Raw genomic sequence first — 12295 nt, 5'->3', positions numbered from 1 at the left:
CGCCCCGTTAGGTTGACCCGCGTGACGGATCGCTTCGTGGTCGTGCCCGCGTCGTACGTCTACCTCCTGCGCGAGGCGGACGACGGCGGCACCGAGGTGCTGCTGCAGCTGCGGCAGGGCACGCCCTACATGGACGGCCACTGGGCCGCCGCCGCGGCCGGCCACGTCGAGCGCGGCGAGACGGCGTACGACGCCGCCCGCCGCGAGGCCGCCGAGGAGCTCGGGCTCACCGCGGTCGACCTCGACTTCGAGCTCACCATGCACCGCACCCGGAGTGGTGAAGCCATCGACGAGCGCGTCGACTGGTTCTTCACCGCACGCTCCTGGGAGGGCGAGCCCCGGGTGATGGAGCCGGACAAGTGCGCCGAGCTGCGCTGGTGCCGCCTCGACGCGTTGCCGTCGCCGGTGGTGCCGCACGAGGCCTACGCGCTCAGCCGGCTCGGCAGCGGCGATCGCTACGTCACGCACGGTTTCGACAACACACAGGAGGGTCACGCATGAACAACGAGGACCTCGGTCCGCAGCCCGAGCCGGTCATCGAGGACGGGGAGCCCAACCCCGGCGGAGCCGACGCGGTCAGCGAGGACCCCGCCGACAACGGGCTCGGGCGCGACCTGCACCCGGAGGCCAACCCCGGCGTCGACGACGCGCTGCCCGACGAGATCGGCCAGCTCGACGAGGACAAGAAGCAGGCTCCCGAGGGCGAGGCCGACGACCAGGAGTCGGGCACCCAGGAGGACGTCGAGGCCGGCCAGGAGTCCGAGGACGGGTCGGTCGAGCCTCCCGCCTGACCGCTGCCGGCGATTGACTGTGGGATCGGTGTCACCTGGTGGCACCGATCCCACACTCATGTCCGCAGGGTTGCGGGGTCCCGGCCCAGCCACGGGAGCGGTGGAGTGCGGCGACCTTGACGGCCGTCACGCAGGACCGGTCGAACACCTGCCCCCACCCGATCCGCACCGTGTGCTTGCCAGCCAGCGCCGCGTCGAGGTCCCGCTCCATGTCCAGGTCCCGTCCCTGCGCGGAGTCGTGGAAGAGACGGCCGTCGAGCTCGACGACCAGCCCGTCCTCGTGCTCGCAGTCGCGGTAGACGATCCGGCTTCCGATCGCGTCCCGCACCTGCCGGTCACCCGGCGGCAGTCCGTGCGGACGGACGACCCGCGTGAGGTAGCCGTGCTCGAGGACCGAGCACGAGCCCTCGGCGATGTCCGTCAGCACGCCGGCCAGCCAGGCTTGGCGGGGCGCCCGTTCACGCGCGCCCAGCTCGGCGGCCAGCCGGCCGGCGGTGGAGCGCCGTCCCTGCACGACGCCGGCCAGCACCCCCAGGGCCTCGAGGTCCGACGCCGCCCGGCAGGCCACGTCGATGGCGGCGTCGTCGTACCGCACGCGCGGCGGCCCCACGCTCCACACCGTCCGCCGGGCGAGCCCGTCGACCCTCCGGATCCGTACGCCGGGTGGTGCGAGCACCGTCCGCGACCGGGCCACGAACACCTCGACCGTGACCGGGTCCGGGCGCTTGCCGGGACCCTCGTGGGCGCGCAGCGCCGCCTCCCCCGCCAGGGCGGCCGGCCAGGCGTGCAGCACCGCGGCCCAGGCCCGCTGGAGCCAGTGCGGCTCACCGGTGTGGTCGAGGTAGACGCCCGGGTGCACGACGGACAGCTCCCGGCGCCGGATGAGCCGGCGGATGCCGGCCGGCGTCTCGCCCGAGGCAAGGAGCTGGGTCCTGGACACGACGCCGTGCTGGTCGTCGAGGAAGTCGGCCACCGACCATCCGGGCGGCCACGCGTGCGGTGAGGTCATCTCGCACCCCTGCCCGTGGTCCGACGAGCTCAGACGTCGAGATCGGGGCCTGTGGACAACCGATGAGTGTGGCTTCGGTGCCACCAGGCGACACCGAAGCCACACCTAGCCACACGTGGGGCCGCGGTCGCGGCGGGGTGCTCAGCCGCAGGCGGGCGCCGGGGGAAGCGGGGCGGGCACGCCGACGGTCGGCATGCCGAGCCCGACGCCGGAGGGCGCGGGCGGGCCGGAGGTGCGCGCCTCCCAGGCGTCGCCGGCGCGCGTGCGGCGTACGGCCAGGACCGGACCGTCCGCGACGAGGTGGTGCGGGGCGGCGTAGGTGACCTCGACGGTCACCATGTCCCCGGGCCGCACACCCTCGGCGCCGTCGGGGGTGAAGTGCACGAGCCGGTTGTCGGGGCCGCGGCCGGAGAGCCGGTGGGTGGCGGCGTCCTTGCGCCCCTCCCCCTCGGCGACCATCAGCTCGATCCGGGTGCCGACGAGCGCCTTGTTCTCCTCCCAGGCGATCTCGGTGACCAGCGCGGACAGCCGCTGGTAGCGGTCGCGCACGACCTCCGGCGGCACCTGGTCCTCCATCGTGGCGGCGGGGGTGCCGGGACGCGGGGAGTACTGGAAGGTGAAGGCGCCCGAGAAGCGGGACTCGCGCACCACCCGCATCGTCTCGAGGAAGTCCTCCTCGGTCTCGCCGGGGAAGCCCACGATGATGTCGGTCGTGATCGCCGCGTCGGGCATGGCCGCGCGGACCCGCTCGATGATGCCCAGGAACTTCGAGGACCGGTAGGACCGGCGCATCGCACGCAGCACCCGGTCGGATCCCGACTGCAGCGGCATGTGCAGCTGGTGCATCACGTTGGGCGTCCCGGCCATCGCCTCGATGACGTCGTCGGTGAACTCGGCCGGGTGCGGCGAGGTGAAGCGCACCCGCTCCAGCCCCTCGATGTCGCCGCACGCGCGCAGCAGCTTGGAGAACGCCTGCCGGTCGCCGAACTCCACGCCGTAGGCGTTGACGTTCTGGCCCAGCAGGGTGATCTCGGTGACGCCCTCGGCGACGAGCGCCTCGACCTCGGCCAGGATCTCGCCCGGCCGGCGGTCCTTCTCCTTGCCGCGCAGCGACGGGACGATGCAGAAGGTGCACGTGTTGTTGCAGCCGACCGAGACCGACACCCAGGCGGCGTACGCCGACTCGCGACGGGTCGGCAGCGTCGAGGGGAAGACCTCGAGCGACTCGAGGATCTCGACCTGCGCCTCCTGCTGCACGCGCGCCCGCTCGAGCAGCGCGGGCAGCGAGCCGATGTTGTGGGTGCCGAAGACGACGTCGACGTACGGCGCCTTCTCGGTGATCGTGGACCGGTCCTTCTGGGCGAGGCACCCGCCCACGGCGATCTGCATGCCGGGGTTGGCGGCCTTGACCGGCGCGAGGTGGCCGAGGTTGCCGTAGAGCTTGTTGTCGGCGTTCTCCCGGACCGCGCAGGTGTTGAAGACGACGACGTCGGCCTGGGCGCCGGCGGGACTGGCGACGTACCCCGCGTCCTCCAGCAGCCCGGTCAGGCGCTCGGAGTCGTGGACGTTCATCTGGCACCCGTAGGTGCGGACCTCGTAGGTGCGCGGGAGCGTCTCAGGTGTGGCAGTCATGACCGGTCAAGGGTACGGCGGGCGCGCGGGGCCGCCCGAATCGCACGCTGCGCCGTGGTCCGCCGCCCTAGGCTCGGCCCATGCCGCGCCTGCACGCCTTCGAGCTGCTCCCGGACGACGAGGGACGCGAGGCCGTCCTGAGCGACTGGCAGGCGCTGCGCGACGCCGGCCTCCCCTCCCAGCTCGACCACAAGGGGATGACCAACACCCCGCACGTCACGATCCTGACCGCCGAGGCCCTCGGGCCGGAGCACGACGAGGTGGCCCTCGCGCGCGTCGGTCCGGCGCTGCCGGCCGAGACCCGGGCGTCCGGGATCGCGCTGCTCGGCGGCTCCCGGGTGTCCCTGGTCCGACTCCTCGACGTGCCCGACCCGCTCATCCGGGCCGTGATGGGGCTGCGCGACGACGTGCCCCACGCCAAGCACCCGGGCTGGCTGCCGCACGTGACGCTCGCGCGGCGACTCTCCCGCTCGGCCGTCCCCACCGCGCTCGGCGTGCTCCGCCACGACGACCTGCGGCTGCGGCTCGTCGAGCTGCGTCGCTGGGACCCCGACTCCGGGACCGTCCGGACGCTATGAGGCCACGGTCGGCGCGCCGCCCAGCGCCGGCCAGTCCCGCCGGGCACCCCAGGCGAGGAAGGCGATCGCCGGGATCGACCACGTCCAGATCCCGAAGCCGAACAGCATCAGCAGGACGTGGAAGACGATCGTGAGCACCCAGCCGACCCGGGCGGCACGCCCGCCGACGAGCAGCAGCACCCCGACCACGACCTCGGCGGCGGCCAGGAGCAGGCCCCACACCTCGGGGGCGGCCATGAACACCTCCGCCCAGCCGGTGCGCACGAAGCCGAAGAGCCCCGGCTCCCCGAACGGCTCGTAGAACTGCGTGTCCGCGGCGACGATCCCGACGTGGATGCCGCCGGTGAAGGTGAAGAAGCCGCCGACCCCGGTGGTGAGCGCCGGCGGCCGGTGCCGCAGGCCCGACCGTGCGGCGGCGGGCGTCGTCCGCGAGGTGGTGGTCATGAGGTCCTCCCTGTCCCCAGCCTGACCAGCCCGCCGCTCGGCGCACAGGGGCGCTCGCCGCGGACACGGGGGACCTTGGCCCCTGCCCCGCGCCGCCGGGACGGACGAGGATCGATGCATGGAGGGCACCACCGGCCGGGACACGTGGACCCGCTGGGTCCTGTGGACCACGACCGCCGAGGTCACGGGGTTCACCGCCCCGGCCGTGGTGGGCGTCGCGACGCGGGAGCGGGAGGGCCTGGCCCTGCTGCTCCCCCTCGTGGCCGCCGGGCTGGTCGAGGGATCCGTGCTCGGCGCCGGCCAGGGGCACGTGCTCCGCGACGTGCTCCCGGGCCTGCGGCTGCGCCGGTTCGTGGTCGCGACCGCGCTGGCCGCGGGAGCGGCGTACGCCGTGGCGATGCTGCCGGCCGCCTGGCCGGACACCGTGTCGAGCCTGCCCGCGCCCCTCCTCGTGCTCCTCGCCGCCGCCGGCGGCGTGGTCATGCTCGCCTCGATCGGCACCGGCCAGTGGCTGGTCCTGAGAGAGGTGCTGCCCCGATCGGCGAGCTGGGTGCTGACGACGGCCCTCGCCTGGCTCGCCGGTCTCGGGGTGTTCCTCGGCGTCGCGACGCCGTGGTGGCACGTGGGTCAGTCCGCCCTCGTCGCCGTGCTGATCGGGCTGGTCGCGGCCACCCTGATGGCGCTGACCGTGGCCGTCGTCACGGGCGCCGCACTCGTGCGGCTGCTGGCGCGGGACCGCGAGCCCGCTCAGGCGAGGTGACGCCGAGCGATCCGCTCGCCCAGGTCCGCCAGCAGCCGTGCCGGCTCGCTCATGCACGTGTCGACGTCGGGCTCGACGTCGACCAGGGCGTACGCCGCCGAGATGCCGCCGCCCGCCAGCTCCTCGTCGTCGAGCAGCCGCCGCCCGCAGACCGCGACGACGGGCACGCCGGCGGTCGCGGCCGCGCTCGCGACCCCGACCGGCGCCTTGCCGCGCAGGCTCTGGGCATCGAGCGACCCCTCGCCCGTCACCACGAGGTCGGCGCCGTGCACGCGCTCGGCGAAGCCGAGCAGGTCCAGCATCAGCGCGATCCCCGGGCGCAGCTCGGCGTCCAGGGCGGCCACCAGGGCGAAGCCGACGCCGCCCGCGGCGCCCGCGCCCGGCACGTCGCGGCGGTCCGCCCCGGTCGTCGCCGCGAGCACGCCGGCCCAGTGGCCGAGCGCGGCGTCGAGCGCCACCACGTCGTCGGGCGTCGCGCCCTTCTGCGGCCCGTAGACCGCCGCCGCGCCGTCCGGGCCGGTCAGCGGGTTGTCGACGTCGCAGGCCACGACGACCCGCGCGTCCGCGAGCCCGGGGTGAAGTCCGTCGAGCGACAGCGCCGAGACCTCCGGCAGCGCGGCCCCGCCGTCGGGGACAGCGGGATGGGCGACCGCGCCGAGGGCCGCCAGCAGCCCGGCGCCGCCGTCGGTGCTCGCGCTGCCGCCGATCCCGACGACGAGCTCGCGACACCCCGCGTCCAGGGCCGCAGCCATCACCTCGCCCAGCCCCCGGCTGGACGCCGTCAGAGGTTCGCGGACCCCACCGGGCAGCCGCTCGAGGCCGCACGCGTCGGCCATCTCCACCACGGCCGTGCTCCCGCGCCGGGCGTACGACGTCTCCACCGGCTCCCCGGTCGGGCCGGCCACGGTCACCGGGACCCGCTCGAAGCCGGCCGACACCGCGGCGTCCAGGGTGCCGTCACCGCCGTCGGCCACCGGCAGGCACTCCACGTCGAGGTCGTGGTGCACCCGCCGCAGCCCGTCGGCGACGGCGCGCGCGACGTCGTGGGCGGGGAGGGTGCCCTTGAACTTGTCGGGAGCGATCAGGACTCGGGTCATGCGGGAGCCTTTCCGGTGGAGTCGCGCACCACGAGGTCGCAGCCCGCCGTACGCCGGCGCGGCCGCGCCGAGGGTTCCTTGAGGGCCATCAGCAGTGCCTGCTCCCCCATCTCGACCATCGGCAGCCGGACGGTGGTGAGCGCGGGGGCCAGGTCGACCGCGACCGCCACGTCGTCGAAGCCGGTGACCGACACCTGGCCGGGCACCGAGATGCCGCGGTCGCGGAGCACCGAGAGGACGCCGATGGCCATGTCGTCGTTGAGGGCGAGCACAGCCGTCACGTCGGGGTGGGCGGCGAGGATCTCCTCGGCCGCCTGCTTGCCGCCCTGCCGGGTGAAGGGGGCCTCCACCACGGGGACGTCGGCAAAGCTCAGGCCGGCCGCCGCGAAGGCCTCCTCGACGCCGGCGAGCCGGTCGGCCACCGTGGTCAGCGAGCGCAGGCCGGTGGCGACGGCGATCCGGCGGTGGCCGAGGTCGAGCAGGTGCTGGGCCACCGCCCGCCCGCCGGCCTGGTTGTCCGGCAGCACGGCGTCGGCGCTGAGGTGGTGGCGCCCGATGACCGCGACCCGTCCCCCCGCGCGCCGGTAGCGGGCCAGGTCCTCCTTGGCCTGCGCCTGCTGCGACGGGTCGACGAAGCCCGAGCCGGCCACGATGATCGCGCCGACCCGGTTGGCGATCAGCGTGCGGATCTGCTCGAGCTCCTGGTCGGGGTCGCGGCCGGTGTGGCAGATCTGCACGGTCAGGCCCTCCCGGGCGCCGACCCGCAGGACGCCGCTGGCGATCTCGGTGAAGTAGGGGTCGCCGATCTCGTGCACGATCAGTCCGACCGACCGGGACGCGCCACCGGCGAGGCTGCGGGCGTGGACGTTGGCGACGTACCCCATCTCCCGGGCGACGCCCCGCACCCGCTCGGCGACCTCCTCGCTGACGCCGGACGTGCGGGACAGGCTGCGGGACGCGGTCGCGATGGAGACCCCGGCCGCCTCGGCGACGTCCTGCAGCCGCAGGGTGGTCCGGTCCTTCACCACCTGGGTCCCCCTGTCGTCCGGTGCGTCGACCCGACGTCGACACCAATTGTGCTGTGACCCTTGCCACAGCCGCCGCGCGCTGCCTACAGTAGCCGAAAGCGCTTACGAAAGCGCTTACGTTCATCGTAGAGGAGCGACATGAAGGTCACCACCACCCACCGCGTCGGCGCCCTGGCCCTGGCCTCGTGCCTCACCCTGAGTGCCTGCATGAGCTCCGGCTCGAGCAGCTCGGGCGAGGAGGGCGACGGCCCGATCAACATCGGCATCTCGCTCCCCCTCACCGGTGACTTCAGCGAGCCGGGCAAGGGCGTGCAGCGCGGCTACGAGGCCTGGGCCGACTACGTCAACGAGAACGGCGGGCTCCTGGGCCGCGACGTCGAGCTGACGATCCTCGACGACCAGTCCAACGCCGACCGGGTCGCCTCGGACTACGAGAAGCTGATCAACCAGGACGGCGTCGACCTCGTCTTCGGCCCCTTCTCCACCCGCCTCGTCGTGCCGGCCGCCCAGGTCGCGCAGGACTACGGCTTCCTCTTCGTGGAGCCGGCCGGCGCCGCCGAGGAGGTCTTCACCCAGGGCTTCGACAACCTCTTCTACGCCGCCCCGGCCGTCGCCGACGACCACTACGACTACCTCGCCGACGCGATCGAGGCGCTCCCCGAGGGCCAGCGCCCCAAGACCGCGGCGTACGCCGCCATGGACGACCCGTTCGCGATGGGCACGGCCTACGGCCTCAAGACCCGCCTCGAGGAGATGGGCGTCGAGACGGTCGTCGACGAGGTCTACCCGCCCAACACCACCGACTTCGGCTCCATCGCGGCCAAGATCGCCGACAGCAAGGCCGACATCGTCGTCGGCGGCACGCAGTACCAGGACGCCGTCAACATGATCGTGGCGCTGCGCCAGCTCGGCTACCAGCCCAAGATGGCCGCCTTCTCCACGGCGCCGACCAACCCCGAGTTCCCCGAGGCCATCGGCGAGCAGACCGAGGGCATCCTGTCCCCCACCGGCTACACCCCCGAGGCGGACTACCCCACCAACGCCGAGTTCGTGGAGTACTACACCGAGCGCGAGGGCAACCCGCCGGCCGAGGACGAGGCCAACGCCTGGACCACCGGCCAGGTCGTCGCCGCGGCCGTCGAGGCCGTCGGCTGCGCCGACCCCGACCCCGAGTGCCAGCAGCAGCTCATCGACTGGCTCCGCGAGAACGAGGTCGACACCGTCGTCGGCCCGCTCACCTGGGACTCCGAGGGACGTCCGGAGGGCGCCCACCTCATCCAGCAGTACGTCGACGGGGAGATCCGGATCGTGCTGCCCGAGGAGGCCGCCGAGGCCGACCTCATCCTCGAGAAGCCCGAGTGGTGACCGGTAGCCCGACCCCCCGAAAGGCGCCCTGATGTCCCTGTTCTTCCAGAGCCTGGTGCTCGGCGTGCTGCTGGGAGGGCTCTACGCCCTCCTGGCCGCAGGCCTCACCCTCTACTTCGGCGTGATGCGGGTGGTGATGATCGCCCACTCCGCCTTCCTCATCCTCGCCGCCTACCTCGCGTGGTTCTTCACCAGCGAGACCGGGCTGGACCCGCTGCTCTCGCTGGTCGTGACCGTGCCGCTCTTCTTCGTGACCGGCGTGGCGATGCAGCGGCTGCTCATCTCGCGGCTGCGGCCGGCCACCCTGACGATGATGTCGGTGCTGCTCACCTTCTCGGTGGCGCTGGTCATCGAGGGGATGCTCGGCTTCGTCTTCAGCGGCACCCAGCGCCGGATCCGGCTGCCCTACAGCGGTGACAGCATCGAGCTGTTCGGGGCCAACATCGCGGTGGTCAAGCTGATCGCCTTCGGGCTGGCGGCCGTCTCGCTCGGCGCACTCTTCCTGATCCTCAAGAAGACCCAGTTCGGCCAGGCGCTGCGGGCCACGATCCAGCACCCCGACGCGGCCCGGCTGGTCGGCATCAACACCGACCGGATCGCCGGCTACGGCTTCGGCCTCGGGCTCGCGACCGCCGCGATCGGCGGCACGGCGCTGGCCCTGGACTCCACGATCTACCCGTCGCTGCACTGGCACTGGATCGGGCCGCTGATGGCGATCATCGTGGTCGGCGGCCTGGGCAGCATCCCGGGCGCCGCGATCGCGGCCATGCTCCTCGGGCTGGGCCAGAGCCTGCTCCAGATCCCGCTCGGGACCACCTGGGCCCAGACCATCTTCTACGTCGCGCTGTTCGCCACCTTGATGGTGCGGCCGCAGGGATTCTTCGGAGGTCGTCTTGCGCAGCGCTTCTGACACCACCACCGCCACGTCCACCGGCCGCGGCGGGATGCTCCTCAAGGGCGCCGGCCTGCTGGTCCTCGCCGCCCTGGTGCTCGCCTTCCCGGCCATGGCCCCCGACCCGTTCATCCTCTCGGTGGGCGTCGTCATCATGAGCTACGCCGTGCTCGCCACGTCGTGGAACTTCGTCGGCGGCTTCACCGGCTACATCTCGCTGGGCCACGCGTCGTACTCCGGCCTCGGCGCCTACGCCACCGCCCTCCTCGTGATCCACACCGGCATCAACCCCTGGGTCGCGATGCTCCTCGGCGGCCTGGTCGTCGCGGCGCTGGCCGTGCCGATCGGCATCGCCAGCCTCCGCGTCCGCGGCGCCTCCTTCGTGATCGTCTCGATCGCGATGGTGCTCATCCTGCTGCTGGTCTTCCAGTCGTGGGGCGAGGTCACCGGCGGCTCCAACGGCCTCCGCGTGCCGCGGCCCTTCGGCCCCGACGTGCTGCGCCCCGAGCAGCACGAGCGCTTCTTCTACCTCCACGCGGCGCTGCTCGCGGTGGCGCTGCTCGCCTGGTGGGCGATCGACCGCTCGCGCTTCGGCACCGGCCTCAAGGCCATCCGCGAGGACGAGGACAAGGCGCAGTCGCTCGGCGTGCCGACGTTCAGCTACAAGCTGACCGCGTTCGTCGTCTCGGCGTTCTTCACCGCCCTCGGCGGCGGCCTCTACGCCCTGTGGTTCGGCTTCCTGGACCCGATCTTCCAGTTCTCGATCCTGGTCGGCTCCTACATGGTGCTGATGAGCCTGCTCGGCGGCATCCGCAGCCTCTTCGGGCCGTTCCTCGGCGCGGTGATCGTCGGCTACGCGGTGGAGTTCTTCAAGAACCAGTACGGCGACACCCAGTTCCACCTCGTCGCCATGGGCCTGCTGCTGGGCATCGTCGTGCTCTTCATGCCCGACGGGATCATCCCGGCGGTCTCGTCCCTCCTCCGTCGGTTCCGTCCGGAGGCCGCCTCCATCCGCGAGGTCAGCCAGGCCGACCTGGCCGAGCAGCGGCGTAGGACATCGTCCCCCTCCACGTCGGGCACGGCACGGGTCGCGAGCCCCGCCGACGGTGAGAGCACGGGCGACGCGGACGACGGCTCCCCCGACCGCCTCTCCGAAGGAGTCCAGCGATGACCGAGACAGCGACCGGGACAACGACCGCGACCCGCATCGGCCTCGCCACCGAGGGGCTGACCAAGTCCTTCGGCGGCGTGCGCGCCGTGGACGGCGCGTCCGTGCAGTTCCACCACGGCAAGGTCAACGCCCTCATCGGCCCCAACGGCTCGGGCAAGACAACGTTCTTCAACTGCGTGACCGGGATGATCAAGCCCGACTCCGGCACCGCGACCTACCTCGGCCAGGACATCACCGGCAAGGCGTCGCACAGGATCGCGCGGGCCGGGATCGGCCGCAGCTTCCAGCTGTGCCGGGTCTTCCCGCGGATGACCGTCATGGAGAACATGCTGGTCGCCGTCCGGTCCGCCAGCCTGCGCCACCTCGTCGCGCCGGCCCGCAGCAGTGCCGAGGTCGAGCGGGCCCGCGAGCTGCTCACCCGGGTCGGCATCGACCACCTCGAGAACAGCGAGGCCCGGGACATCTCCTACGGCCAGCAGAAGCTGCTCGAGCTGGCCGGCGTGCTGATGGCCGACCCCGAGACGATCATGCTCGACGAGCCGGCGGGCGGCGTGAACCCCGCCCTCATCGACCGGATCGCCAGCCTGGTGCGCGACCTCAACGCCGAGGGCAAGACGTTCATCGTCGTCGAGCACAACATGGACCTCGTCATGAGCCTGTCGGACCACGTGGTCGTCTTCGACCGCGGCCGGCAGATCTGCGAAGGCCCGCCGTCGGTCGTGCAGAACGACCCCCGAGTCCTGGAGGCCTACCTTGGCATCTGACACTGCTCCCACCGAGGACTACCTCCTGGAGCTGGACGACATCGAGGCGGGCTACGGCCGGGCGGCGCTCGTGCTGCGCGGCCTCACCGTCAAGGTCCCGCCCGCCACGGTCGTGTGCCTCGTCGGTCCCAACGGCGCCGGCAAGTCCACGGTCCTCAAGGTGGCCAGCGGGATGCTCACCCCCCGCTCGGGCACCATCAGGGTCGCCGGCCGGGACGTCACGAGGAACTCGCCCCAGCAGATGCTGACCGCCGGGCTCTCCCACGTCCTGCAGGGCCACAGCGTCTTCAAGGAGATGACCGTCGAGGAGAACGTCCGCCTCGGCGCCTACTCGCTCAAGGACAGGTCCGAGGTCGAGGACCGCATCGACTTCGTCAAGACGCTGTTCCCCGTCGTCGCCGACCGGTGGACCGCGCTCGCCGGTGCCCTGTCCGGCGGCCAGCAGAAGCAGGTGGAGTTCGCCCGCTCACTGATGGTCAGCCCCCAGGTCGTGCTCCTCGACGAGCCGTCCATGGGCCTGGACCCCAAGGCCACCGGCACCGTCTTCGAGCAGGTCGTGCGGATGCGCGACGCCGGCACCGCGGTGCTGCTCGTCGAGCAGAACGCCCGCCGTGCCCTCGAGACCGCAGATCTCGGCTGCGTCCTCGACCTCGGCCGGGTGCACATCTCCGGACCGGCCGACGAGCTGCTCCGCGACCCCCAGCTGGCCGAGCTCTACCTGGGCGGCCGTCCCTCGACAGCCCCCACGACCTGATCCAGGAGAA

General features: G+C 72.8%; 14 protein-coding genes. 9 read left to right on the top strand and 5 right to left on the bottom strand.

Features of this window, described 5'->3' with window-relative positions; genetic code table 11:
- Positions 1 to 21 precede the first annotated feature (21 nt).
- Both DAI17_RS00755 and DAI17_RS00750 read left to right on the top strand, forming a co-directional pair.
- Positions 22 to 501 carry an NUDIX hydrolase gene (locus tag DAI17_RS00755; protein ID WP_107770996.1) on the top strand — a complete coding sequence of 160 codons (480 nt, stop codon included), beginning with the start codon at positions 22 to 24 and terminating at the stop codon, positions 499 to 501.
- Positions 498 to 791, top strand: coding sequence for a hypothetical protein (locus tag DAI17_RS00750; protein ID WP_107770995.1), 294 nt, complete (start codon positions 498 to 500; stop codon positions 789 to 791). The genes DAI17_RS00755 and DAI17_RS00750 overlap by 4 nt, the downstream gene beginning before the upstream one ends.
- A 31-nt stretch (positions 792 to 822) precedes the next feature.
- On the opposite strand, the gene DAI17_RS00745 is transcribed toward DAI17_RS00750, so the two are convergent.
- The gene (locus DAI17_RS00745; RefSeq protein WP_107770994.1) at positions 823 to 1800 is read right to left on the bottom strand and encodes a type IV toxin-antitoxin system AbiEi family antitoxin domain-containing protein; all 978 of its coding nucleotides are present in this window, start codon (positions 1798 to 1800) and stop codon (positions 823 to 825) included.
- Between the two features lie 141 nt (positions 1801 to 1941).
- Positions 1942 to 3432 (bottom strand): tRNA (N6-isopentenyl adenosine(37)-C2)-methylthiotransferase MiaB, encoded by a 1491-nt coding sequence (miaB, locus tag DAI17_RS00740; RefSeq protein WP_107770993.1) that lies wholly within the window; start codon positions 3430 to 3432, stop codon positions 1942 to 1944.
- Between the two features lie 80 nt (positions 3433 to 3512).
- On the opposite strand from miaB, the gene DAI17_RS00735 reads away from it, so the two are divergent.
- Positions 3513 to 4010, top strand: coding sequence for a hypothetical protein (locus DAI17_RS00735; protein WP_107770992.1), 498 nt, complete (start codon positions 3513 to 3515; stop codon positions 4008 to 4010).
- On the opposite strand, the gene DAI17_RS00730 is transcribed toward DAI17_RS00735, so the two are convergent.
- A complete protein-coding gene (locus tag DAI17_RS00730) occupies positions 4005 to 4454 on the bottom strand; it encodes a hypothetical protein (RefSeq protein ID WP_199904871.1) in 450 nt (149 codons plus the stop codon). The two genes, DAI17_RS00735 and DAI17_RS00730, sit on opposite strands and share 6 nt — an antisense overlap.
- A gap of 118 nt (positions 4455 to 4572) precedes the next feature.
- Between DAI17_RS00730 and DAI17_RS00725 the strand changes: the two genes are divergently transcribed.
- Positions 4573 to 5214, top strand: a complete 642-nt coding sequence (locus tag DAI17_RS00725) for a hypothetical protein (protein ID WP_107770991.1) — start codon at positions 4573 to 4575, stop codon at positions 5212 to 5214.
- On the opposite strand, the gene DAI17_RS00720 is transcribed toward DAI17_RS00725, so the two are convergent.
- Positions 5202 to 6311 (bottom strand): glycerate kinase, encoded by a 1110-nt coding sequence (locus DAI17_RS00720; protein WP_107770990.1) that lies wholly within the window; start codon positions 6309 to 6311, stop codon positions 5202 to 5204. The genes DAI17_RS00725 and DAI17_RS00720 overlap by 13 nt on opposite strands.
- Complete coding sequence (locus DAI17_RS00715) at positions 6308 to 7339, bottom strand: LacI family DNA-binding transcriptional regulator (protein ID WP_107770989.1); 1032 nt, start codon at positions 7337 to 7339, stop codon at positions 6308 to 6310. Before DAI17_RS00715 ends, DAI17_RS00720 begins: the two co-directional genes overlap by 4 nt.
- 138 nt (positions 7340 to 7477) lie before the next feature.
- On the opposite strand from DAI17_RS00715, the gene DAI17_RS00710 reads away from it, so the two are divergent.
- The 5 genes from DAI17_RS00710 to DAI17_RS00690 are packed head-to-tail and all read left to right on the top strand — an operon-like array spanning position 7478 to position 12285.
- Positions 7478 to 8704, top strand: a complete 1227-nt coding sequence (locus DAI17_RS00710) for an amino acid ABC transporter substrate-binding protein (RefSeq protein ID WP_107770988.1) — start codon at positions 7478 to 7480, stop codon at positions 8702 to 8704.
- A 31-nt stretch (positions 8705 to 8735) separates the two neighbouring features.
- Positions 8736 to 9614, top strand: a complete 879-nt coding sequence (locus DAI17_RS00705) for a branched-chain amino acid ABC transporter permease (RefSeq protein WP_107770987.1) — start codon at positions 8736 to 8738, stop codon at positions 9612 to 9614.
- Positions 9598 to 10767, top strand: coding sequence for a branched-chain amino acid ABC transporter permease (locus DAI17_RS00700; protein ID WP_234412060.1), 1170 nt, complete (start codon positions 9598 to 9600; stop codon positions 10765 to 10767). Before DAI17_RS00705 ends, DAI17_RS00700 begins: the two co-directional genes overlap by 17 nt.
- Positions 10764 to 11531, top strand: coding sequence for an ABC transporter ATP-binding protein (locus DAI17_RS00695; protein WP_107770985.1), 768 nt, complete (start codon positions 10764 to 10766; stop codon positions 11529 to 11531). The genes DAI17_RS00700 and DAI17_RS00695 overlap by 4 nt, the downstream gene beginning before the upstream one ends.
- Positions 11521 to 12285 carry an ABC transporter ATP-binding protein gene (locus DAI17_RS00690; protein WP_107770984.1) on the top strand — a complete coding sequence of 255 codons (765 nt, stop codon included), beginning with the start codon at positions 11521 to 11523 and terminating at the stop codon, positions 12283 to 12285. Before DAI17_RS00695 ends, DAI17_RS00690 begins: the two co-directional genes overlap by 11 nt.
- Positions 12286 to 12295 lie beyond the last annotated feature (10 nt).

This window comes from Nocardioides sediminis (assembly GCF_003047295.1).
GTDB classification, from domain to species: domain Bacteria; phylum Actinomycetota; class Actinomycetes; order Propionibacteriales; family Nocardioidaceae; genus Nocardioides; species Nocardioides sediminis.
The sequence above is the reverse complement of the archived record's forward strand: the minus strand, read 5'-3'. Positions and strand labels throughout refer to the sequence as shown.

Bases quoted from the DNA above. Each gene is read 5' to 3' on its own strand.
- DAI17_RS00750 (WP_107770995.1), top strand. From the start codon at position 498: ATGAACAACGAGGACCTCGGTCCGCAGCCCGAGCCGGTCATCGAGGAC.
- DAI17_RS00745 (WP_107770994.1), bottom strand. From the start codon at position 1,800: ATGACCTCACCGCACGCGTGGCCGCCCGGATGGTCGGTGGCCGACTTC.
- miaB (WP_107770993.1), bottom strand. From the start codon at position 3,432: ATGACTGCCACACCTGAGACGCTCCCGCGCACCTACGAGGTCCGCACC.
- DAI17_RS00735 (WP_107770992.1), top strand. From the start codon at position 3,513: ATGCCGCGCCTGCACGCCTTCGAGCTGCTCCCGGACGACGAGGGACGC.
- DAI17_RS00730 (WP_199904871.1), bottom strand. From the start codon at position 4,454: ATGACCACCACCTCGCGGACGACGCCCGCCGCCGCACGGTCGGGCCTG.
- DAI17_RS00725 (WP_107770991.1), top strand. From the start codon at position 4,573: ATGGAGGGCACCACCGGCCGGGACACGTGGACCCGCTGGGTCCTGTGG.
- DAI17_RS00720 (WP_107770990.1), bottom strand. From the start codon at position 6,311: ATGACCCGAGTCCTGATCGCTCCCGACAAGTTCAAGGGCACCCTCCCC.
- DAI17_RS00710 (WP_107770988.1), top strand. From the start codon at position 7,478: ATGAAGGTCACCACCACCCACCGCGTCGGCGCCCTGGCCCTGGCCTCG.
- DAI17_RS00705 (WP_107770987.1), top strand. From the start codon at position 8,736: ATGTCCCTGTTCTTCCAGAGCCTGGTGCTCGGCGTGCTGCTGGGAGGG.
- DAI17_RS00695 (WP_107770985.1), top strand. From the start codon at position 10,764: ATGACCGAGACAGCGACCGGGACAACGACCGCGACCCGCATCGGCCTC.